Origin of the sequence: Actinomyces sp. HMSC08A09 (assembly GCF_001807465.1) — a bacterium.
GTDB classification, from domain to species: Bacteria; Actinomycetota; Actinomycetes; order Actinomycetales; family Actinomycetaceae; genus Actinomyces; species Actinomyces oris.
The window spans coordinates 24,445-45,512 of record NZ_KV789157.1 but is presented as its reverse complement, the minus strand read 5'-3'; the positions used below and the strand labels follow the sequence as shown (position 1 = coordinate 45,512).

General features: G+C 69.0%; 16 protein-coding genes. 12 read left to right on the top strand and 4 right to left on the bottom strand.

Annotated elements, in window-relative coordinates; genetic code table 11:
• The 3 genes from HMPREF3165_RS11965 to HMPREF3165_RS11955 all read left to right on the top strand — a co-directional run bounded on the left by HMPREF3165_RS11965 (position 1) and on the right by HMPREF3165_RS11955 (position 2,559).
• Positions 1 to 675, top strand: a complete 675-nt coding sequence (locus HMPREF3165_RS11965; RefSeq protein ID WP_003786600.1) for an ATP-dependent Clp protease proteolytic subunit — start codon at positions 1 to 3, stop codon at positions 673 to 675.
• Between the two features lie 253 nt (positions 676 to 928).
• Complete coding sequence (clpX, locus tag HMPREF3165_RS11960) at positions 929 to 2,230, top strand: ATP-dependent Clp protease ATP-binding subunit ClpX (RefSeq protein WP_003786598.1); 1,302 nt, start codon at positions 929 to 931, stop codon at positions 2,228 to 2,230.
• Positions 2,227 to 2,559, top strand: coding sequence for a chorismate mutase (locus HMPREF3165_RS11955; protein ID WP_070513832.1), 333 nt, complete (start codon positions 2,227 to 2,229; stop codon positions 2,557 to 2,559). Before clpX ends, HMPREF3165_RS11955 begins: the two co-directional genes overlap by 4 nt.
• Positions 2,560 to 2,687: 128 nt before the next feature.
• Here HMPREF3165_RS11955 and HMPREF3165_RS11950 read toward each other — a convergent pair whose 3' ends face one another.
• Together HMPREF3165_RS11950 and HMPREF3165_RS11945 are read right to left on the bottom strand one after the other, a co-directional pair.
• Complete coding sequence (locus tag HMPREF3165_RS11950; RefSeq protein ID WP_070513830.1) at positions 2,688 to 4,589, bottom strand: AMP-dependent synthetase/ligase; 1,902 nt, start codon at positions 4,587 to 4,589, stop codon at positions 2,688 to 2,690.
• 47 nt (positions 4,590 to 4,636) lie between these two features.
• The gene (locus HMPREF3165_RS11945; RefSeq protein ID WP_070513828.1) at positions 4,637 to 6,529 is read right to left on the bottom strand and encodes an AMP-dependent synthetase/ligase; all 1,893 of its coding nucleotides are present in this window, start codon (positions 6,527 to 6,529) and stop codon (positions 4,637 to 4,639) included.
• Between the two features lie 310 nt (positions 6,530 to 6,839).
• On the opposite strand from HMPREF3165_RS11945, the gene HMPREF3165_RS11940 reads away from it, so the two are divergent.
• The 5 genes from HMPREF3165_RS11940 to HMPREF3165_RS11920 all read left to right on the top strand — a co-directional run bounded on the left by HMPREF3165_RS11940 (position 6,840) and on the right by HMPREF3165_RS11920 (position 13,072).
• The gene (locus HMPREF3165_RS11940) at positions 6,840 to 8,132 is read left to right on the top strand and encodes an ABC transporter substrate-binding protein (protein ID WP_070513826.1); all 1,293 of its coding nucleotides are present in this window, start codon (positions 6,840 to 6,842) and stop codon (positions 8,130 to 8,132) included.
• A 78-nt stretch (positions 8,133 to 8,210) separates the two neighbouring features.
• Positions 8,211 to 9,248, top strand: a complete 1,038-nt coding sequence (locus HMPREF3165_RS11935; protein WP_010613520.1) for a carbohydrate ABC transporter permease — start codon at positions 8,211 to 8,213, stop codon at positions 9,246 to 9,248.
• Positions 9,245 to 10,108: a carbohydrate ABC transporter permease gene (locus HMPREF3165_RS11930; protein WP_010613521.1), complete on the top strand. Its 864-nt coding sequence runs from the start codon at positions 9,245 to 9,247 to the stop codon at positions 10,106 to 10,108. Before HMPREF3165_RS11935 ends, HMPREF3165_RS11930 begins: the two co-directional genes overlap by 4 nt.
• A gap of 191 nt (positions 10,109 to 10,299) precedes the next feature.
• Positions 10,300 to 12,078: a glycoside hydrolase family 13 protein gene (locus HMPREF3165_RS11925; RefSeq protein WP_070513824.1), complete on the top strand. Its 1,779-nt coding sequence runs from the start codon at positions 10,300 to 10,302 to the stop codon at positions 12,076 to 12,078.
• Positions 12,059 to 13,072 (top strand): LacI family DNA-binding transcriptional regulator, encoded by a 1,014-nt coding sequence (locus HMPREF3165_RS11920; protein ID WP_070513822.1) that lies wholly within the window; start codon positions 12,059 to 12,061, stop codon positions 13,070 to 13,072. The genes HMPREF3165_RS11925 and HMPREF3165_RS11920 overlap by 20 nt, the downstream gene beginning before the upstream one ends.
• A gap of 26 nt (positions 13,073 to 13,098) precedes the next feature.
• Here the strand turns inward: HMPREF3165_RS11920 and HMPREF3165_RS11915 are convergent, their stop codons facing one another.
• Together HMPREF3165_RS11915 and valS are read right to left on the bottom strand one after the other, a co-directional pair.
• Positions 13,099 to 13,644, bottom strand: a complete 546-nt coding sequence (locus tag HMPREF3165_RS11915) for a GNAT family N-acetyltransferase (protein ID WP_070513820.1) — start codon at positions 13,642 to 13,644, stop codon at positions 13,099 to 13,101.
• Between the two features lie 113 nt (positions 13,645 to 13,757).
• Positions 13,758 to 16,574 (bottom strand): valine--tRNA ligase, encoded by a 2,817-nt coding sequence (gene valS / locus HMPREF3165_RS11910; protein WP_070513818.1) that lies wholly within the window; start codon positions 16,572 to 16,574, stop codon positions 13,758 to 13,760.
• 191 nt (positions 16,575 to 16,765) lie between these two features.
• On the opposite strand from valS, the gene arc reads away from it, so the two are divergent.
• The 4 genes from arc to HMPREF3165_RS13970 all read left to right on the top strand — a co-directional run.
• On the top strand, positions 16,766 to 18,415 hold the full coding sequence (gene arc, locus HMPREF3165_RS11905; RefSeq protein ID WP_070513816.1) for a proteasome ATPase: 1,650 nt from the start codon (positions 16,766 to 16,768) through the stop codon (positions 18,413 to 18,415).
• 5 nt (positions 18,416 to 18,420) lie between these two features.
• Entirely contained in the window at positions 18,421 to 20,196 is a 1,776-nt protein-coding gene (locus HMPREF3165_RS11900) for a proteasome accessory factor PafA2 family protein (RefSeq protein ID WP_256275308.1), read from the top strand.
• Positions 20,193 to 20,381 (top strand): ubiquitin-like protein Pup, encoded by a 189-nt coding sequence (locus HMPREF3165_RS11895; protein ID WP_070513814.1) that lies wholly within the window; start codon positions 20,193 to 20,195, stop codon positions 20,379 to 20,381. The genes HMPREF3165_RS11900 and HMPREF3165_RS11895 overlap by 4 nt, the downstream gene beginning before the upstream one ends.
• A partial coding sequence (locus HMPREF3165_RS13970) for a proteasome accessory factor PafA2 family protein (RefSeq protein WP_256275307.1) occupies positions 20,378 to 21,068 on the top strand: 691 nt, incomplete at its 3' end. The genes HMPREF3165_RS11895 and HMPREF3165_RS13970, both read left to right, overlap by 4 nt.

Genomic DNA, 21,068 nt, shown 5'->3' with positions numbered 1-21,068 from the left:
ATGTCCTCGACCCGTCCCTACTTCGAGGCCATCGCCCGCCAGGCCGGTGCCATGCCGCAGGCCCGTTACGTGCTGCCCCAGTTCGAGGAGCGGACCGCCTACGGCTTCAAGCGTCAGGACCCCTACGCCAAGCTCTTCGAGGACCGTATCGTCTTCATGGGTGTCCAGGTCGACGACGCCTCCGCCGACGACATCATGGCCCAGCTCCTGGTCCTGGAGTCCCAGGACCCAGACGGTCTCATCACCATGTACATCAACAGTCCCGGCGGATCCTTCACGGCGCTGACGGCCATCTACGACACCATGCAGTACATCAAGCCGCAGGTGCAGACCGTCTGCCTGGGGCAGGCGGCCTCCGCCGCCGCCGTGCTCCTGGCCGCCGGCAGCGAGGGCAAGCGTCTGGCCCTGCCCAACGCGCGCGTCCTCATCCACCAGCCCGCCATGGAGGGGATGCAGGGCCAGGCCAGCGACATCGAGATCGTCGCCAATGAGATCGACCGCATGCGCTCCTGGTTGGAGGACACTCTGGCCGCGCACACCGGACGGGACCGCGAGAAGATCCACGCCGACCTCGAGCGCGACAAGATTCTCACGGCTGCCGCCGCCAAGGAGTACGGGATCGTGGACCAGGTGCTCACGTCCCGCAAGGCCCCGGCCTCTCCGCACTCCTCCTGAGGAGTGCCGGGATGCAGGCCGGGCCTTCAGTGCCGTGCTGAGGCCGTGTGTGGCGCTCCCTCCCATGACCGGTGGGAGCGCCACACACGCAGCCGGTGGAAATAAGTCCAGCAAACCCTGGCAGCGTGGCGCCCAACGTGGCATATTGCGGACTGGACACGCCGCCATGCACTCGGCGCACCTGCCGTCTGAGCCCGTAGGCTGACGCAGGGCCGCCCGGGCGCGGGGGCCGATGACGAACCTGGAGGAAACTGTGGCACGTAACGCTGAGAGTGTGGATCTGCTCAAGTGCTCCTTCTGCGGCAAGAGCCAGAAGCAGGTCAAGAAGCTCATCGCCGGGCCCGGTGTCTACATCTGCGACGAGTGCATCGAGCTGTGCAATGAGATCGTCGACGAGGAGCTGAGCGACTCAGGCGCCGGAGTTCCTCTCGAGCTGCCCAAGCCCCAGGAGATCTTCGACTTCCTCAACCAGTACGTCATCGGTCAGGAGGCTGCCAAGCGCGCCATGAGCGTGGCGGTCTACAACCACTACAAGCGCGTCCAGGTCAAGGAGCGCTCCGTGGCCGAGGGGGACGGCCTTGAGCTGGGCAAGTCCAACATCCTCCTGCTGGGGCCCACCGGAACCGGTAAGACTCACCTGGCCCGAACCCTGGCCCGCCTCCTCGACGTCCCCTTCGCCATCGTCGATGCCACGGCTCTGACAGAGGCGGGGTATGTCGGCGAGGACGTGGAGAACATCCTCCTCAAGCTCATCCAGGCCGCCGACGGCGACGTCAAGCGCGCTGAGAAGGGCATCATCTACATCGACGAGATCGACAAGATCGGTCGCAAGGCGGAGAACCCGTCGATCACCCGCGACGTCTCGGGTGAGGGCGTCCAGCAGGCCCTGCTCAAGATCATTGAGGGGACGACGGCCTCCGTGCCGCCCGGCGGCGGGCGCAAGCACCCGCACCAGGAGTTCCTGGAGATCGATACCACCAATATTCTCTTCATTGCCGCAGGCGCCTTCGCCGGTATCGAGGAGATCGTGCGCCAGCGTCAGCGCAAGGAGTCCGGGGCCCAGATGGTGGGCTTCGGGGCGCAGCTGACCGGCAGCACAGGATCGCAGGACGTCTTCACCTCACCGGTGCGCCCCGAGGACCTTCACAAGTTCGGCCTCATCCCCGAGTTCATCGGCCGCCTGCCCGTCATCGCCACGGTTCAGGACCTGGGGGTGCGTGAGCTCGTGCGCGTCATGACCGAGCCCAAGAACGCTCTGGTCTCTCAGTACCAGTACCTCTTCAGTCTCGACGGCGTCGAACTCGAGCTGACCGATGCCGCTATTGAGGCGGTGGCCTCCCTCGCTCTGGAGCGCAAGACCGGCGCCCGGGGACTGACCTCCATCGTCGAGGAGGTCCTGGGACAGGCCATGTTCGAGGTTCCCTCCCTGCCTGAGGTCGGGCGCGTCGTCGTCGACGCCGATGCCGTCAGGGGTACCGGCAAGCCCAGCTACCAGTCCGGTTCGGGAACGCTGCGCTCGACGAACAAGATGGGGGAGCGGAGCCGGACCGCATGAGCGAGGAGCAGGGCGGCGTCCCCCCTCAGCTGGCCGTCTATCGGGCCACCATCGACAACCTCGACGCCGCCCTCGTCCATCTCCTGGCTGAGCGCTTCCGCTGCACTCAGCAAGTGGGCCTGCTCAAGGCCCAACTGGACCTGCCGCCGGCCGACCCCGGGCGCGAGCGGCAGCAGGTGGCGCGTCTGCGGTCCCTGGCCGTGGAGTCCGGCCTGGACCCGATCTTCGCCGAGAAGTTCTTCACCTTCATCGTCGCCGAGGTCATCCAGCACCACGAGGAGATCCGCGACGACCACGAGGCCGAGCGGGCCAAGCAGACCGAACTGTAGGAACCGCCGGAGGTATCCGGTCAGGTGAGCTCTCGGTGACTCGCAGCGACACGAGCCGTTGAGGCGGGCCAGAAGGATGGCCCCGGAGCAGCCGGCGGGCCGAGCCCGGTGGGCTCTCACGGCGGCCTTCAGTCCTGCGACGGTGAGACGGTGGTGCCGGGGATGAGCGGCGTGCGCGTGTAGAGAGCCTCGATCTCGGCCGAGAAGCGCTTCTCCGCCTCGGCGCGGCGTACCTTGAGCGAGGGGGTCAGCAAGCCGTTGGCCACGGTGAAGTCCGTGGGCAGCACCTCGAAGGTGCGGATTGACTCCGCCCGTGAGACCGCCTCGTTGGCCCGGGCCACCGCCTTCTCCAGGGCGGCGCGGACCCGCGGGTCCCGGGCGGCGTCGACGACGGTCATCTCCTCCAGGCCGTGGGAGGACAGCCACAGTGGCAGCATCTCCGCATCCAGGGTGAGTAGCGCACCGATGCAGGGACGGTTCTCCCCGACGACGAGTACCTGGCTGACCAGCGGGTGACCCCGCAGGCGGTCCTCCAGAGGGGCCGGGGCGACGTTCTTCCCACCGGCGGTGACGATGAGCTCCTTCTTGCGCCCCGTGATCCGCAGGAAGCCCTCGGTACCTTCGAAGGAGCCGATGTCCCCGGTGCGCAGCCAGCCGTCATCGGTGAAGGCCTCGGCCGTGGCCTCGGGGTTGTTGTGGTAGCCCGTGAAGGTGCCGATGCCCCGGACCAGGATCTCCCCGTCGTCGTCCAGGCGGAGCGAGCAGCCGGGCAGCGGGGTGCCCACAGTCCCGATCCGGGTGGCCTGGGGCAGGTTGACGCTGCACGGGCCCATGGTCTCGGTCAGGCCGTAGCCCTCCAGGACGGTGACTCCGGCGCCGCGGTAGAAGTGCCCCAGGCGCTCGCCCAAAGGCCCGCCCCCGGAGACCACGTGCGTGACCTGCCCGCCCAGTACGGAGCGCAGGGTGGAGAAGACGAGCTTGTCGAAGGCGGCGCGCTGAGCCTTGAGCCGGCGTGACGGGCCCTGCGGGGTGTCCAGGGCCCGGGAGTACGCGATCGCGGTCTTGGCCGCCAGGCGGAAGACCTTCTGCTTGGCGCCGGTCGCCTTGGCATCGGCGGCGTTATAGATCTTCTCGAACACCCGGGGGACGGCCAGGACCGCGGTGGGCCGGAAGGAGCCCAGGTCGTTGAGGAGATTACGGACGTCGGGCACGTGCCCCAGTACGCCCGCGCGCGAGCAGACGACCGCGATCTCCACGAACCGGCCGAGCACGTGGGCCAGGGGCAGGAACAGCAGGAAACGGACCTCGGCCCCGCCCAGGACCTCGGGCACGTGCGGGCAGACGTTGACGCACAGGTGCACGAGGTTGCCGTGGCTGAGCTCGACGCCCTTGGGGCGGCCGGTTGTGCCGGAGGTGTAGACGATGGTGGCCAGGGACTGTGAGGTCAGGGCCGCGGTGCGCCGGTCGAGCTCGCCGGCATCCACGCCTCGACCCGCCTTGATGAGCCCCAGGACGTCCTCGCGCTCGATGCACAGCACCTGCAGGCTCTCGAGCTCGGGCACGGTGGAGGTCAGTGCGCCGACCATGGAGGCCATGGCCTCGTTCTCCACGACGATGAGCCTGACGCCGGCGTCGGTGAGGATCCACCGGGCCTGCTCGGCTGAGGAGGTCTCGTAGACGGGGACGACGACGAGGCCCGCCTCCCAGGCGGCGAAGTCCAGAAGCGTCCACTCGTACGACGTGTGCGACATGATGCCGATGGCGTCTCCGGGCTGAAGACCTCGGGCCACCAGACCCGCGGCCACCTCGCGCACCTGGGTGCGGAAGGCGCTGGCGCTCATCTCCCGCCAGCGCCGCCCTAAGGGGGACTTGCGGGCGATGAGCCCGCCGTCGGGGCTGCGGCGCACGCGCTCGGCCAGCGCCCAGGGCGTCGTCATGCCGTCGTGAACCGGGACCAGGAGCTCGGTGGTGTGCTCCTCGGAGGAGACGGAGGGGCTGGGGTCGGCCGGTCGGACTGAGGCGTCGGTCATGGTGGCAAGTATGCCCGCCCGAGGCCGCCGGCGAGGTTTGCTCCCGTTTACTCCTGCGGTCCTTTGCGCGTGGAGCTGTAGATCTCCGCGATGACGTCGGCGTGGGCCTCCATGACCGGGCCGCGCTTGACCTTCAGCGATGGGGTGAGCAGGCCGTTGGCCTCGGTGAAGTCGGTGGCCAGCACCCGGAAGGTACGGATCGACTCGGCCCGCGAGACCGCGCGGTTCGTGCGCGCCACGGCCCGGTCCAGGGCGGCGAGCACCTGCGGGTGGGAGGAGGCCTCAACCACGTCCATCGCCGCCAGCCCGTGGTTGCGCAGCCACTGGGGGAGCATCTCCTTGTCCAGGGTGATGAGGGCGGAGATGAAGGGCTCCCCGTCCCCGATGACGAGCACCTGGCTGATGAGCGGGTGGCCGCGCAGGCGGTCCTCGAGCTGGGAGGGTGCGACGTTCTTGCCTCCGGCGGTGACGATGAGCTCCTTCTTGCGTCCGGTGATGCGCAAGTAGCCGTCCTCGTCGAGGGCGCCGATGTCACCGGTGCGGAACCAGCCGTCGGCGGTGAAGGCCTCGGTGGTGGCCGAGGGGTTGTTGTGGTAGGTGGAGAAGACTCCGATACCGCGGACCTGGATCTCCTCGTCCTCACCGATGCGGATCTCGTTGCCGCAGACGGGCGGACCGACGGTGCCGATCTTGTTGAGCCAGTCGGTGTTGACACTGACCGGGCCGATGGTCTCGGTCAGGCCGTAGCCCTCCAGGATGGCCAGGCCCAGGCCACGGTAGAAGTGCCCCAGGCGCTGCCCCAGCGGCCCTCCGCCGGAGATGATGAAACGGGCGTTGGGCCCCATGAGTCCCCGGATCTTGCGGAAGACGAGACGGTCGGCCATGGCGTGCGCCCGACGCAGGCCGCGGGAGGGGCCCTGAGGGGTGTCCAGAGCGCGGGAGTAGGCGATGGCGACCTTGGCGGCCCAACGGAACAGCTTGAGCTTGGCGCCGCTGCCGGCCTTGGCGTCGGCGGCGTTGTAGATCTTCTCCAGGACGCGTGGGACGGCCAGGATGTAGGAGGGAGCGAAGGACTGCAGGTCGGGCAGGAGGGTCTTGGCGTCGGGGGTGTGGCCCAGCACGCCCTCGCCGGCCAGGGACAGCAGCTGGAGGCAGCGGGCGTAGACGTGTGCCAGCGGCAGGAACAGCAGCAGGCGCACGTTGGTGCCCCACAGGACTCCGGGCAGGTAGCGCACCCCGTGATACGGGATGCCGACGGCGTTGCGGTGGGTGAGCTCGACGCCCTTGGGGCGGCCCGTGGTGCCGGAGGTGTAGATGATGGAGTAGACGTCGTCGACCGTGAGGGCGTTGGAGCGCTGGTCGACCTGGGAGGGGCTGACGCCCGAGCCCGCCTGGACGATGGTGGTGATCGCGTCCGCGTCCAGGGCGAGGACCCTCACCGGCTGCTCGATACCGGCGACGGCGCCGCGCACGAGCTCGGCCAGTGTGCCGCTCTCGGTGATGACCACACGCACGTCGGCGTCGGTGACGATCCACTCGACCTGCTCGGCCGAGCTCGTCTCGTAGATGGGCACGGAGATGAGGCCCGCGCGGGCGATGGCCATGTCCAGGAGGAACCAGTCGTAGGAGGTGTGCGCCATGATGCCGACGGTGGTGCCCGCCTCGAGCCCCATGCCGATGAGACCCGCGGCCACGTGAGCTACCTCCTCGCCGAAGGCTCGGGCCGAGACTTCTTGCCAGTCCCCCGACACCGGCGACTTGCGGGCCACGAGCGGCCGGTCACCGCTGCGGGCGATGCGGTCGGCGAGCAGCCACGGAACCGACCAGTGCGCCTCGGGCTGGAAGGGGATGTCAGTGCCGGAGACCCCGCCGGCCATGTGGCCGGGATAGCGCGGCGGCCTGGTGCTGGTGGCCTGGGGCGAGGAGGGGTGAGAGCTCACGGCCTCATTGTGTCAGGCGACGGTCAGGGCGGCGCACCGTTGAGGTGAGAGAAGGAGAGCGGTGCTGTGGAGGTTTTCACATGCGGTACGCGGTGGTCTCGTGGGGATCACGGGGTGCGGGTGGTGGGAGGGCAGCCTGCGGTTCGGAGGTTCCTCTCAAGGATTCCGAGACGGCGAGTGAGAATCACTTGACCGGGTAGTTGCCGATGTGTAACGTGCCTCTCATGCCCTAGTCGACGCGCGTCGACAATGTGGGTCCTTCCGGAACGGAGCCGGTGGGCTTCGCAGCAGTTTCAAGGAGGAAACACACATGACACCCCTACCCCGTCGTCAGTTCATCCAGGGCTCGGCCCTGGCTGCGGTGCTGGCCTCCGTCGGGGCCTGTTCCACCTCCCGCGGAGACGACGACGGTCCCGTCACCTTCGAAGGCACTGGACCAATCACCTGGGTCCAGGGCAAGGACAACTCGGGTGGCAAGGTGCAGGCCAGGATCGATGAGTGGAACAAGGCTCATCCCGGTGAGGAGGTCAAGCTCATTGAGCTCTCCGCCGAGGCCGACCAGCAGCGCACCTCGTTCATCAATGCCGTCAGGATCAACTCCAACGCTTACGACGTCGTCTCCCTGGACAATGTCTGGGTCTCCGAGTTCGCCGCCAACCGGTGGGTGGTCGAGCTGCCCGAGGACGAGCTCAAGAATGACGACATCCTGGAACCCGTCTGGAAGACAGGCCTCTACAAGGACAGGCTCTTCGCCGTCCCCCATGCCACCGATGCGCCGGTGATGTTCTACCGCAAGGACTTCCTGGCTCAGGCCGGCGTCGCGGTCCCCACGACCTGGGAGGAGGTCAAGGCTGCCATCGACAAGGTCCGGGCTCTGCCCGAGCACAAGAACATTGGTGGGTTCGGCGGTCAGTTCGCCAAGTATGAGGGGCTGACCTGCTGCGCCTCGGAGTTCATCCACACCGCCGGAGGTGGGTTCTACAACGACGACGCCCAGGTCATCGTTGACTCCACCGAGTCGGTCGCCGGCCTGCAGTGGCTCATCGACGGCTTCTCCCAGGGCTACATCCCCAAGGAGTCCCTGGAGTGGAAGGAGGAGGACGGTCGTAACACCTTCGAGAAGGGCGACCTCCTCTTCTACCGTCAGTGGCCCTACCAGTACGCCAACAACAAGAAGTCCCTGGGGCCGGACAAGTTCGACGTTGCCGCCCTGCCGAGCATCGATGGCAAGCCATTCGTGCCGACCCTGGGTGGGCACAACTGCGCCATCACCAAGGGTTCCAAGAACAAGGCAACCGCCTTGAAGTTCCTCAAGTGGTGGATCAACGAGGACTCCCAGCGCTATTCCCTCAAGGCCCAGGCGAACGCTCCGATCCTTGGATCCCTCTACGACGACCCCGAGCTCCTCAAGGAATTCCCCTACCTGCCGATTCTCAAGAAGAGCCTCGAGAACGCCAAGAGCCGTCCCAAGGCCGTCTACTACGGCGACGTCACCGCCAAGATTCAGGACAGCATCTACCCTGCGATCCAGCAGCCGGGGGGCAGGGCGGCCAAGGACGTCATCGCCGGCCTGAGCAGCAGCCTGAAGAAGCTGGAGGGCTAAGAGTCCCGATACGGTGACCGCCTTGCGGCGGCCCCTCGTGAACCCGGTCATGTCAGTAAGGACGGTCAAAGGACAGTCATGAGTACAACGACGCACTCCGAACAAGTCGTCAATCACCAGTCCAAGAGCTCCAAGGCCCAGGCCCGTCTGGCCTGGATACTCATCTCGCCCACGGTGCTGGTACTGACGATCGTCATCCTCATCCCCATCGCGCAGTCCCTCTACCAGTCGCTCTTCGGGCGGCCCCGGCTTGAGGACAACGGCTTCTTCTCCACCATCGAGCCCTTCGTGGGCCTGAAGAACTACACCGACATCTTCTCCAGCGCCGGTGAGCGGTTCTGGGTCGCCTTCTACAACACGACCCTCTTCGGCGTGGTCACCGTGGTCCTGGAGACCGTTCTGGGTGTGGCCATGGCGCTCATCATGCACAAGGCGATGAAGGGGCGCGGCATCGTGCGCGCCTCCATCCTCGTGCCCTGGGCGATTCCCACCGCCGTCTCCGCCATCCTGTGGGGCTGGATCTTCAACCAGAACGGCGTTGCGAACGCCATCCTGGGACGGCACGTCATGTGGGCCTCGGGGGACCTGAGTGCCAAGGCGGCCATCATCATCGCCGACGTGTGGAAGACGGCACCCTACATCGGGCTGCTCACCCTGGCCGGGCTTCAGCTCATCCCCGATGAGGTGTACGAGGCCGCCAAGATCGACGGCGCCAGCGCCTGGAAGCGCTTCACCTCCATCACCCTGCCACTGGTCAAGCCCGCGCTCGTCGTGGCCGTGGTCTTCCGCGCCCTGGACGCCCTGCGTATGTTCGACCTGCCCTACATCCTCATCGGCCCCAGGAAGGGCAGCGTGGAGACCCTCTCCATGCTGGTCCAGGACGAGAGCTCCAACTCGCGCTACGGCAGTGCCGCGGCCTATGCCCTCATCCTGTTCCTGTATGTCTTCGTCTTCGCGGTCGCGTTCTTGAAGATCACCAACACTGACATCAGCGGCAACGACGAGGCTCGGCGCAAGCGCAATGAGCGCAAGCTGCCGGTCAGCGCCTTCTTCAAGCGCTCCGGCTCCTCCACCCCGGCCTCTCAGACGGCTACTGAAAGGAGCCAGCAGGCATGAGCACCTCCACCGCCGCACCTGTCCGCAAGACCAAGAGGGACTGGGGAAGCCTCTTCTCCACCGTCGGTATCGTCCTCATCGTCATCTACTGCTTGGCGCCCTTCTACTGGATGCTGGTCTCCTCGCTGCGCAACGACAAGGAGATCTTCGAGAACAGTTGGTGGCCCCGCCACCCCTCCTTCGAGAACTACAAGGCGGTCTTCTCTGAGAAGAACGACTTCGCCAACGGTCTCATCAACTCCCTGGTCGTCTCGATCATCGTGACGATCGTGGCGCTGGCGGTGGCGACCTTCACCGCCTACGCCCTGGCGCGCCTCGACTTCCGGGGTAAGGGGGTGCTGATGCTCCTCATCATCGCCACCTCGATGTTCCCGCTCGTGGCCATCATCGTGCCCCTGCTGAAGAACTTCGCCGCTTGGGGCTGGACGGACACCTACCAGGCGATGATCGTCCCGGACCTGTCCTTCTCACTGCCGCTGGCGGTGTGGAACCTGACGAGCTTCTTCCGGCAGATGCCCCAGGAGCTCGAGCAGTCCGCCATGGTCGACGGGTGCACCCCCGGCCAGGCCTTCCGCAAGGTCATCCTCCCGCTGGCCGCGCCGGGAATCTTCACCACCGCCATCATCATCTTCATCGGCGCCTGGAACGAGTTCCTCGTGGCCGTCACGATGATCGTCAACCCCACCATGCAGCCCGCCACGGTGCTCCTGTCGAAGTTCACCGGGGAGTCCCAATTCGATACGCCCTTCGGTTCCCAGATGGCGGCCGGAGTCATCATGACGCTACCGCTGGTCATCATGGTGCTGCTCTTCCAGCGGCGGATCGTGGCAGGACTGGCCGCAGGAGGACTCAAGCAGTAGGGCAGCCGCAGCCCTGGGCCTGGCTCGCCGGAGAGCCCTCCCATCACCCGTTCGTCTCTGTGGGGCGGCACCACCGCGTTGCCGCCCCACAGAGATCGTTCGGGACGACGCGGGTTGCCTCTGCCTCCCGCTCCCCATTCCTCGTCTCATCCACCTGGCCGCAGCGCAGCGGCCCGACCTAGGACCCGTTCATGACCCCGACCAGTGCCCGCCCGCAGGGCCTCCTGCCGCGCACCGACACCGACGCCTGGTGGCGCGATGCTGTCATCTACCAGATCTACCCGCGCTCCTTCGCCGACGCCAACGGCGACGGTATCGGTGATATCCAAGGGATCCGCGAGCACGTCGACCACCTGGTGGCGCTCGGCGTGGACGCCGTGTGGCTCTCGCCCTTCTACCCCTCGCCCCAGGTCGACGCCGGCTACGACGTCTCGGACTACTTCGACCTGGCTCCCGAGTATGGGTCCCTGCAGGATCTCGACGCCCTCATCGCCGACCTCCATGAGGCCGGCATCCGCGTCATCGTCGACCTGGTGCCCAACCACTCCTCCGACCAGCACGCCTGGTTCCGCGCCGCCCTGGAGGCGGGTCCGGGGTCCCCCGAGCGCGACCGCTACATCTTCCGCCACAGCGACGACGGCGCCCCGAACAACTGGGGCTCGCTCTTCGGCGGGCCGGCCTGGCAGCCGGTGGAGCCGCTCACCGGCCGCAGTGAGGACCGGGGCTGGTACTACCTCCACCTGTTCGCAGCCGAGCAACCCGACTTCAACTGGTCCAACGCGGACGTCCACGAGCACTTCCGCACCTTCCTGCGCTTCTGGGTGGAGCGTGGTATCGAAGGCTTCCGCGTGGACGTCGCCCATGGTCTGGTCAAGGCCGAGGGCCTGCCCGACGACGACCTCGGCCCCGACCGGTGGAACGTCGCCGGCTCCCCGGATGAGGACGCGGCCCATGAGAAGCTGCCCGATGTCGGACCCGCCTTCAACCAGCCCGGGGTCCACGACATCTACCGTGAGTGGCGCCGTGTCCTGGACGAGGTCGGCGAGGACATCCTCCTGGTCGCCGAGGCCTGGGTGCCCACGGAGGCCGATGCCGCCCAGTACGTGCGCGCCGACGAGATGAGCCAGGCCTTCAACTTCCCCTTCCTGGGTGCCGGATGGGACGCCGACGCGCTGCGCCGCGTCATCGACGTCTCCCTGAGCGAGTACGGCGCCGTGGGCGCGCCCGCCACCTGGGTGCTGTCCAACCACGACGTCGTGCGCCACGCCTCCCGCCTGGCCTACCCCGCCGACATGGACACCGACCCCGGGATCGGCCCCAAGGACCCCCAGCCCGACGCCGATCTCGGCCTGGCCCGGGCGCGCGCCGCCACCCTGTTCATGCTGGGGCTGCCCGGCAGCGCCTACCTCTACCAGGGCGAGGAGCTCGGACTGCCCGAGCACACCACCATGGAGGACGAGGCCCGCCAGGACCCCCTGTGGGAGCGCACCAACCACCTCGTACCGGGGCGCGACGGCTGCCGGGTCCCCCTGCCCTGGACGCGGGACGGGGCCTCCTACGGCTACAACGCCACCGGCCGTACCTGGCTGCCTCAACCCGAGGGCTGGGGCGAGTACTCGCCCCAGGCCCAGGAGGGACGCGAGGACTCCACCCTCACCCTGTACCGGCGGGCCATCGCCCTGCGCCGCGAGCTCCGACTCGGGCGCGGGTCAGTGGAGTGGCTGGACAGTGACCCCGGGGTCCTGCACCTGCGCAACGGCATTACCGCGATCGTCCTCAACACCACCGAGCAGCCGGTGACGATCAAGGGGGCCGGCAGGCCCCTCATCACCTCCTGGCGCCGGAGCGAGACTGACGGGTCGACTGCAGCGAATGCCGTGGAGGCTGCGGGCGCCGTCGTCGTACCATCCAACGGCGCCTGCTGGCTGGATGTCTCCGCCGGAGGAACCGATGGCGGCGACCCGCGCTGATGTGGCCCGGGCGGCGGGGGTGTCGCCCTCGACCGTCACCTACGTCCTGAGCGGTCAACGCTCGACGAGCTCGAGCACGCGGGAGCGGGTCATGCGGGCCGTGCGCGACCTCGACTACCACCCCAACACCGCCGCCCGCTCACTGGCCTCGCCGGTGCTGCGCACCGTAGGAGTCCTCTTCCGGCGCCAGCGCTCCACCATCGACGCCAACGACCTGGACTACGTCGATGGTGTGCGTCGCGCACTGAAACCCAGCGGAATCCAGGTCGTCATCCCGGTCATGACTTCCTCGGCACCGCTGATCGAGCTGCGCTCGCTCGTGCGCTCCGGCGCCCTGGGCGGGGTGGTTCTCATGGACGTGGCTGACGGTGATGAGCGCGAGGCGATGCTGCTGGAGGAGAAGGTCCCCACCGTCCTCATTGGCTCCTCGGATCGCGCCGGTGGGGCGCCCGGCATTGACGCGGACTTCGCTCAGATGGCCCGCGCCGGCGTGGATCATCTGTCCGAACTCGGGCACCGTCGCATCGTCGCGCTCATGCGGGAGACCGCATCCGATGACGCTCACGCCCGCCAGGACCAGGCCCGCGAGCTCCTGCGCGCCGCGCAGGAGCTGGGGGTGGAGGTCCTGGTGCGTCAGGTGCCGGAGGCGGCGCTGGCCGGCGCCGAGATCGTGGGAGCCGGCGGCCTCATCGAGGGGTGCAGCGCCGTCCTGTCCAACAACCCCGCCGCTGTGGTGGGACTGGCCTGCGCGGCGCAGGCCAACGGGTTGTCCGTTCCCGCGGACCTGTCCGTGCTCACCCTCGGGATCACCCAGGGCAACGGCCGCCACGGGGAGGCCTTCAGCGAGCTCAGCGTGGACCGGGGGTCCTTGGGGGCCGAGGCGGGCTCGCTCCTGCTGAGGTGCCTCAGAGGAGAACCGGACCCGGCCCAGCACCGCGGGCTCATGCCCGCCGTCCTCACCGACCGCGGCTCCACGGCGCGCCATCAGGAATAGCCGGAGCCGCTACGGATTGCGTCCCCCTACTCCGGGAGCCCCACATACTTGACGAATCGGAAGGAGAGGTCCTTGTCCATGCCCGAGTCGGAGGGGGCGGGGTGGTGCTCATTGAAGAACTCCACGATGTGAAAACCGCACTTGTTGACGTAGAAGTGGATGTTGCGCACCTCGAAGTAAGGGGTCACCAGCTCCCACTCCCGCACATCGGGGTACGCCTCCTCGATGGCGGTCCAAGCGCGTGCGCCGATGCCGCGTCCGTGCGCGCTCGCATTGATCGCGAGAATCTCGATCTCTCCGCGATCTCCCTTCACTGAGAGCATGACGCCGCCGACCGCAGTGCCGTTCTCAATGATGCGTAGAGCCTGGGCATCGGACCTGCTGAGTGACTCCTCAATGTCCTCTCGCGGAAGGATCGGAGAGGCGGCTGGGTAGACGGTTCCGTCCTCGAGCAGGGATGTGTCGATGAATGAGTCTCGTGCGTCGCCTACGAAGTGCTCGAAGGCCTCCTGCAGGTCGGCGATGAAGGACTCGCGGTCGGCGGCATCCAGGGGCTTCAGGCTGATCGTCATCGAGACGAGTGTATGAGACCGTCGTCAGGGAGCGCTGAGCAGATCGACGACGACGGTGGCGCCGCCCAAGGGAGACGGCGCCACCGTTCGTCACAGGACCGGGTGCTCGCGGCTCACTTCTTCTTGGCCGGGGCCTCGCCGAGCTCTGCGCCGGTCACGGTCACCGGGGAGGCGCCTTCAACCGAGTCGGCTGCCGGGGCGGCCTGCTCCACGGTGAAGGGGCCGGTCACCTTGGCGGCCTCCGTCAGGTCCGCACGAACCGCCTCGATGGCCTCGGCGTACTCGGGCCGGTCGGCGGCAACGGCCAGCGCCACTGAGAGGATCGGCGTCTTCTGACTCGTCTTGGCCTCCGACTTCACCTTGCGCAGTGCCGCCAGGGCGACTCCCGCACGGGCCACCAGCTCGGCGTCGGCCCCGGCGGAGGCCTCCCGCAGACCATCGGACTGCGGCCAGGCGGCCCGGTGCACCGAGCCGGTGCGGTACCAGCTCCACACCTCCTCGGTCGCGAAGGGCAGGAAGGGGGCCAGCAGGCGCACGAAGGTGTCCACGGCGATCGCCAGCGTCGCCCGCGCCGAGCGGACGGCGGCCGCGTCGTGAGATCCGTCGAAGTCATTGGCCCGGTCCTTGACCAGCTCGATGTAGTCATCGCAGAAGGTCCAGAAGAAGGACTCGGTGACCTCCAGGGCCCGGGCGTGACCGAACTCCTCGAAGGCCGCCGTGGCGGCGTCGACAACGTCGGCCAGAGCCGCCAGGACCGCACGGTCGATCGGCTCGCTGACCACCGAGGCGTCCAGGCAGGGGGCGGGGGCCGCGGCCACAGTGGCCTCGTCGGCGTCCCAGGGGAGCCCCATGGACAGGGCGAACTTGGAGGCGTTAAGGACCTTGATGGCCAGGCGACGGCCGATCTTGATCTGGGTTTCCTCGAAGGCTGCGTCCAGGCCCAGGCGGGCCGAGCTGGCCCAGTAGCGCACGGCGTCGGAGCCGTACTGCTCCAGCAGGCCCATGGGGGTGACGACATTGCCCTTCGACTTGGACATCTTCTTGTGGTCGGAGTCCAGGATCCAGCCCGACAGGCCGGCATTCGTCCACGGCAGGGCCGCGAACTCCAGGTTCGCGCGCACCACCGTGGTGAACAGCCAGGTGCGGATGATGTCCTGCCCCTGCGGGCGCAGGTCCATCGGGTAGACCCGGCCGAAGAGGTCCTCGTCGCTCAGCCAGCCCGAGGCCAGCTGGGGAGAGAGGGAGGAAGTGGCCCAGGTGTCCATGATGTCGAGCTCGCCGACGAAACCACCGGGCTCGCCGCGCTGGTCCTCGGTGTAGCCGGCCGGGACGTCGGAGGAGGGGTCCACGGGCAGCTCAGACTCGGCCGGCGTCAGGATCGCGTCGTAGTCGACCTCGCCGTCGGCCCCGACCTGGTACCACAGCGGGAAGGGGACGCCGAAGAAGCGCTGACGCGAGACCAGCCAGTCGTTGTTGAGGCCGCGCACCCAGTTCTCGTAGCGCACGCGCATGAAGTCGGGGTGGAACTCCAGCTGGCGGCCGCGCGCGAGCAGCTCCTCGCGCAGGTCGGTGCCGGAGGCCGGGTTCGTCCACTCCTTGCCGCCGTTGCGGATGTACCACTGGCGGGAGGTGACGATCTCCAGGGGCTTGTCGCCCTTCTCGAAGAAGTTGGTCTGACGCACCGTCTTGACGGGCTCGCCGCGCATCTCACCGGTCTGGGCCAGGCGGGCCACGAGGGCCTCACGGGCCGAGAAGGTGGTCTTGCCGGCCATGGCCTCGTACATCTCACGGCCGGCCGGGGAGGTGATCCACTCGGGGGTCTCGGTCTCGATGCGCCCGTCCTTGCGCAGGATCGCTCGCAGCGGCAGCTGCAGGTCGCGCCACCAGTCGATGTCCGTGGTGTCACCGAAGGTGCAGCACATGGCGATGCCGGCGCCCTTGTCCTTCTCCGCGGCCGGGTGCGGCAGGACCGGCACCTCGACGCCGAAGACGGGGGAGGACACGGTGGTGCCGAACAGGGGCTGGTAGCGCTCGTCGTCGGGGTGGGCCACCAGGGCCACACAGGCGGGCAGCAGCTCGGGACGGGTGGTCTCGATGCACACGTCGACGCCGTTCTCCACCGGGGCGCCGGCGGCCTCGGCCTTGGCGGCGGCGGCCTCATCGACGATGTGGAAGGCCAGGCGGTGGTAGAAGCCGGGGTACTCGCGAGACTCCAGCTCGGCCTGAGCCACCGCCGTCTGGAACGTGACGTCCCACAGACCGGGCGCCGCGGCCTGGTAGGCCTCCCCGCGCTCGAGGTTGTGCAGGAAGGCGGTCTGGGCGACCTTGCGGGCCCGCTCGCCAATGGTCTGGTAGGTGTGCGACCAGTCCACACTCAGCCCCAGGCGACGCCACAGGGCCTCGAACTGCTTCTCGTCCTCCACCGTGAGGCGCTCGCACAGCTCCACGAAGTTGCGACGCGAGACCGGCACCTGGTCGCGGGCCTTGATCGACTTGCCCTCCCCGCCGGTGTGCGGTGGAGTGAAGTCCGGGTCGTAGGGCAGGGAGGGGTCGCAGCGCACCCCGAAGTAGTTCTGGACGCGGCGCTCAGTGGGCAGGCCATTGTCGTCCCAGCCCATGGGGTAGAACACCGCCTTGCCGCGCATGCGCTGGAAGCGGGCCACGGTGTCGGTGTGCGTGTAGGAGAAGACGTGCCCCACGTGCAGGGAGCCGGAGACCGTCGGCGGCGGAGTGTCGATGGAGAAGACCTCGGCGCGCTCGGCGCTGCGGTCGAAGGCGTAGGTCCCCTCGGACTCCCAGCGCTCGCCCCAGGTGGTCTCCAGGCCGTCGGTCGACACCTTGGCCGGCACTCGCGGGCTGTGGGGCTCGGAGGGCAGCAGACGGCTGGACGATGACGGGGGAGCGGAGTGGCTCGTGGGGATCTCAGACATGGGTCGATTCTGTCACGGCGTGGCCCAGGGCCTCGACCGGCTGCGGTGTGAGGTCGGCGGGCGTTAACGCCGCTCCGCCTGACTCGTAGATACGGATACGGGTTACGAAACGGGCGCGGATTGGTACGCTTGTACCAATATGGATCGAAGGGGATCGCAGCGGCCCCGAGCCGCAGTCGAGGAGGACGCGCATGGATGAGGAACCGGTGGAGCACAAGGACCCAGTGGCGCAGACGCTGACGGGCGTCTCCCAGGCCCCGTTAGCGCAGGCAGGCGGCCAGCCCGGAGGGGACGTCACCGAGCGCCTGCGGGAGCTCAGCGAGCACGCCGGCGTCCTCAGCCGCAAGAACACCCACCTGGCCAACGCCCTCAGGGCGGCGCGCCAGGAGCTGGCGGCCCTGCACGAGGACATCAAGGCCCTCCAGCTCCCGCCCCTGGCGCACGCCACCGTCCTGGCCGTGGACGCAGGCGCGCGCACCGCCGACGTCTCCATCGCCGGGCGGCGCCACCGGGTGGGCGTGGGACCCGGCGTCGTGTCCTCCTCCCTCCACCCGGGTGACGACGTCGTCCTCAACGAGCACCTCGTTATCATCGCCACCTGCCCCTCGCCGCGCTTCGGGGAGGTCGTCACCGTCAAGGAGACCTATGACGACGGCACCGTCCTAGTCCTGGCCCGTCACGACGAGGAGCAGGTCCTCAGCCTCTCGGAGACCCTGAGCGACCACCGCCCTCGGGTCGGTGACGCCCTCGTGGCCGACCTGGCCGTGCGCATGGCGCTGCGTCCCGTGGTGCGCTCCGAGGTCGAGGAGCTCGTCCTGGAGGAGGTGCCCGACGTCGGATACGGCGACATCGGGGGACTGGGCGAGCAGATCGAGCTCATCCGCGACGCCATCGAGCTGCCCTTCCTCCACCCCGACCTCTACCGCGAGCACCGGCTCACCCCGCCGCGCGGGGTGCTGCTCTACGGGCCGCCCGGATGCGGCAAGACCCTCATCGCCAAGGCCGTCGCCGCCTCCCTGGGGGCCGGCGGGCGCGGCGAGGCCTACTTCCTCAACATCAAGGGCCCCCAGCTGCTGGACAAGTACGTGGGGGAGACCGAGCGGCGCATCCGCGTCATCTTCGCCCGCGCCCGTGAGAAGGCGGCCACCGGCGTGCCCGTCGTCGTCTTCTTCGACGAGATGGACTCCCTGTTCCGCACCCGCGGGTCCGGGCGCTCCTCGGACGTGGAGACCACCGTCGTCCCGCAGATGCTCGCCGAGATCGACGGCGTCGACGAGCTCGACAACGTCGTGGTCATCGGTGCCACCAACCGCGAGGACATGATCGACCCGGCGATCCTGCGGCCGGGCCGCCTCGACGTCAAGATCCGCATCGGCCGGCCGGACCGGCGCGGCGCCGCCGAGATCCTGGCAACCTACCTGACCCCCGACCTCCCCATCAGCGAGGAGCTCCTGGCGGCACACGGCGACGCGCAGGGCGCGGTGGACGCCCTCATCGAGCAGGTGATCGAGGCCCTCTACACCCGCCGCCACGCCACCGAGATGGTCGAGCTCACCCGCGCCGACGGGCAGGTCGAGATCCTCCACGTCGCCGACCTCGTCAGCGGCGCCATGCTCGCCAACATCGTCGACCGCGCCAAGAAGGCAGCCGTCAAGGACCTGGTCACCAAGGGCAGGCGCGGCCTGACGTCCGAGCACCTGCGCCGCGCTGTCATCGAGGAGATCATGGAGAACGAGGGCCTGCCCGCCACCGTCCACCCCGACGACTGGGCCCGCGTCAGCGGGAGGCGCGGCACGCCGGTGGTCTCCATGAGCGTGCTCCAGCGCTCGCGGGAGGAGTGAGTGCCGTGGCGCCGGCGAGCACCCATCGGATCCCCGGCCGTGAGGTCACGGTCATGGGCCTGGAGACCGAGTACGGCATCCTCGGAGCCGAGCCCGAGGACGTCGTGGCCGCCTGCCTGGAGGCCGAGGGCGAGGCGGGGCGCAGTCGGGGAGTGCGCTGGGACTACTCCGGGGAGTACCCCCTGCGAGACGCCCGCGGCTTCGAGATGGACCGCGCCGCGGCCGACCCCTCCATGCTCACCGACATCCCTGGAGCCGCCTCCGTCGAGGCCCCCGTCCCCGGACGGGTGCGCACCACCGCCGTCGTGCGCCTGACCGCCCAGGAGGAGGCCTGGCAGCGCGGCACCGCCACCTGCGTGGGCACCGGCGGGCGCCTCTATGTGGACCATGGCCACCCCGAGTACGCCACACCTGAGTGCACCGGTGCCGCGCAGGCCGTCCTGGCGGACCGGGTGGGGGACCTCCTGGTAGCCAGGGGAGCCGAGCGGCTGCGTCGCGGGGGAGTGAAGGCCCGGCTGTTCAAGAACAACGTCGACGGCAAGGGCGCCACCTATGGCACCCATGAGAACTACCTCGTGCCCCGCGCCCTCGACTTCGACGACCTCGTTCAGGCCCTGGTCCCCCTGCTCGTGGTCCGCCCGCTCCTGGTGGGCTCGGGCCGGGTCGGCACCGGCGCTGTCGGCCAGGGCGCCGACTTCCAGATCAGTCAGCGGGCCGACTACCTGGAGAAGGTCGTCGGCCTGGGCACCACGGTGGACCGCCCCCTGGTCAACACCCGCGACGAGCCCCACGCCGACCCCCAGCGCTGGCGCCGTCTCCACCTGGTGGCAGGCGACGCCAACTGCTTCGACACCATCGCCTGGCTCAAGCTCGGCATGACCGCCCTCGTCCTGCAGGTGATGGCCGACGGCGTCCCCGCCGCCTGGTGCCGTCTGCGCCTGGCCGACCCCGTGGCCCAGGCCCGAGACGTCTCCCGTGACACCCGGCTTCAAAGCAGGCTGGAGTTGGCCGACGGGCGGCGTCTGAGCGCCCTGGAGATCCTGGAGCACTACCTTCAGACGGTGCGCAGCCACCTGAAGGACCACGGCCGTCCCGTGCCGGCGCCGGAAGGCGACCCCCTGCGCCCGGATCTGGCCGTGCTGGCCGACGGCGCCGACACCGATGGCGCCGAGACCGGCGCGATCCTCGCCTTCTGGGAGGCCTCACTGGCCTCCCTTCGCGAGCTGCAGGCCCAGTGCGCCGGCGGCCACGAGCCGGGGGAGTCGCAAGGAGCGGCCGGGCACCTGGAGTGGGTCGCCAAGAAGCAGCTCCTGGACGCCACCGCCCGCCGCCATCCCGGCACCGGCGGACACGACGTCCTCCACGCCGTCGACCTGGCCTGGTCCGAGCTCTCACCGGCCGGGAGGGGCCTGGCCGAGCGGGTGCCAGCCGGCGTCGACGCGCGAGGCGGGCTCAGTGACGAGGTGGTGGAGACGGCCCTCGGTGAGCCGCCCACCACGACCCGGGCCTGGCTGAGAGGTAGGCTCGTGAGCGACTTCCCCGGGCAGGTGGTCGCCGCCGGCTGGCACTCCATGGTCCTGGAGACCGGTGAGAGGGCCCAGCGCCGCCTGCCCCTGACCGACACCCTGGCCTTCACCCGCACCGCCACGGTGCCGGCCCTCAAGGACGCCGCCGACGTCGTCGAGGTCCTCGCGCGCCTCACGGGCGAGCGTCCCGGCGACCCGGGGCGAGCCACCGAAGCAGTGACCACATCCGCCGCCCTGTCAGGAGAGCAGACATGAGTGAGTTCGCCCAGCCGTCCCGCAGCCGCCAGGACGATCCCGCCCCCGACGACGACCCGACCCCCGGCCCCGCAGGCCCTGCCCGGGGCCAGGGCCTGGACTCGGTGCTGGACATGATCGACGATGTCCTGGCCGTTGACGCCCAGGAGTTTGTGCGCGGCTTCGTCCAGAAGGGCGGCCAGTGAGGGCCAGCGCCCCGGGGCCGCGCGTCACCGGCCTGGAGACCGAGTTCGGCGTCCTGTGCGCCCCCGCCGGGCCGCCGGAAGCGATTAAGAGCGACCTGCCGGATGTCGAGCGGGCGGCGGCGCTCATCTTCCGTCACCGGCCGGTCGGCTACCGCAGCACCAACCTCTTCCTGCCCAACGGTGGGCGCCTCTACCTCGACATCGGTGCCCACCCCGAGTACGCCACCGCCGAGTGCGTGAGCGTGCGCGACCTCGTCGCCCAGGACCAGGCCGGCCGGGCGATCCTGGCCGACATGGCCACGCGTGCCGCCGCGGGCCTCTCCCAGGAGGGGACCGCGGTCCGCTTCCACCTCCTGGCCAACAACACCGACTCCGCCGGCCACACCTACGGCTGCCACGAGAGCTACTCCGTGCCCCGCAGCCTGCTCGATGCCACCGACGACGCATCGGCCGCCAGCAGTGAGACCACCATGGCGGTCCTCACCTCCTTCCTGGCCACGCGCCCCGTGCTGGTCGGCTCCGGGCGCCCGCTGCCAGGCGGCCCGACGGAGCCGAACGAGGGCGGCCGCGGTGAGGGGGAGGAGACCGCCTGGGGCCTGTCACCGCGCGCCCCCCACCTGCAGGCCCTGACCTCGGCCGACACCACCGGGCGGCGCGCCCTGGTCAACACCCGCGACGAGCCCCACG

What these genes read in the sequence shown, in the direction of transcription:
- HMPREF3165_RS11955 (WP_070513832.1), top strand. Translation starts at nt 2,227, where the DNA reads ATGAGCGAGGAGCAGGGCGGCGTCCCCCCTCAGCTGGCCGTCTATCGG.
- HMPREF3165_RS11930 (WP_010613521.1), top strand. Translation starts at nt 9,245, where the DNA reads ATGAGCACCTCCACCGCCGCACCTGTCCGCAAGACCAAGAGGGACTGG.
- arc (WP_070513816.1), top strand. Translation starts at nt 16,766, where the DNA reads ATGGATGAGGAACCGGTGGAGCACAAGGACCCAGTGGCGCAGACGCTG.
- HMPREF3165_RS11895 (WP_070513814.1), top strand. Translation starts at nt 20,193, where the DNA reads ATGAGTGAGTTCGCCCAGCCGTCCCGCAGCCGCCAGGACGATCCCGCC.
- HMPREF3165_RS11940 (WP_070513826.1), top strand. Translation starts at nt 6,840, where the DNA reads ATGACACCCCTACCCCGTCGTCAGTTCATCCAGGGCTCGGCCCTGGCT.
- HMPREF3165_RS11925 (WP_070513824.1), top strand. Translation starts at nt 10,300, where the DNA reads ATGACCCCGACCAGTGCCCGCCCGCAGGGCCTCCTGCCGCGCACCGAC.
- valS (WP_070513818.1), bottom strand. Translation starts at nt 16,574, where the DNA reads ATGTCTGAGATCCCCACGAGCCACTCCGCTCCCCCGTCATCGTCCAGC.
- HMPREF3165_RS11920 (WP_070513822.1), top strand. Translation starts at nt 12,059, where the DNA reads ATGGCGGCGACCCGCGCTGATGTGGCCCGGGCGGCGGGGGTGTCGCCC.
- HMPREF3165_RS11950 (WP_070513830.1), bottom strand. Translation starts at nt 4,589, where the DNA reads ATGACCGACGCCTCAGTCCGACCGGCCGACCCCAGCCCCTCCGTCTCC.
- HMPREF3165_RS11965 (WP_003786600.1), top strand. Translation starts at nt 1, where the DNA reads ATGTCCTCGACCCGTCCCTACTTCGAGGCCATCGCCCGCCAGGCCGGT.
- HMPREF3165_RS11915 (WP_070513820.1), bottom strand. Translation starts at nt 13,644, where the DNA reads ATGACGATCAGCCTGAAGCCCCTGGATGCCGCCGACCGCGAGTCCTTC.
- HMPREF3165_RS11935 (WP_010613520.1), top strand. Translation starts at nt 8,211, where the DNA reads ATGAGTACAACGACGCACTCCGAACAAGTCGTCAATCACCAGTCCAAG.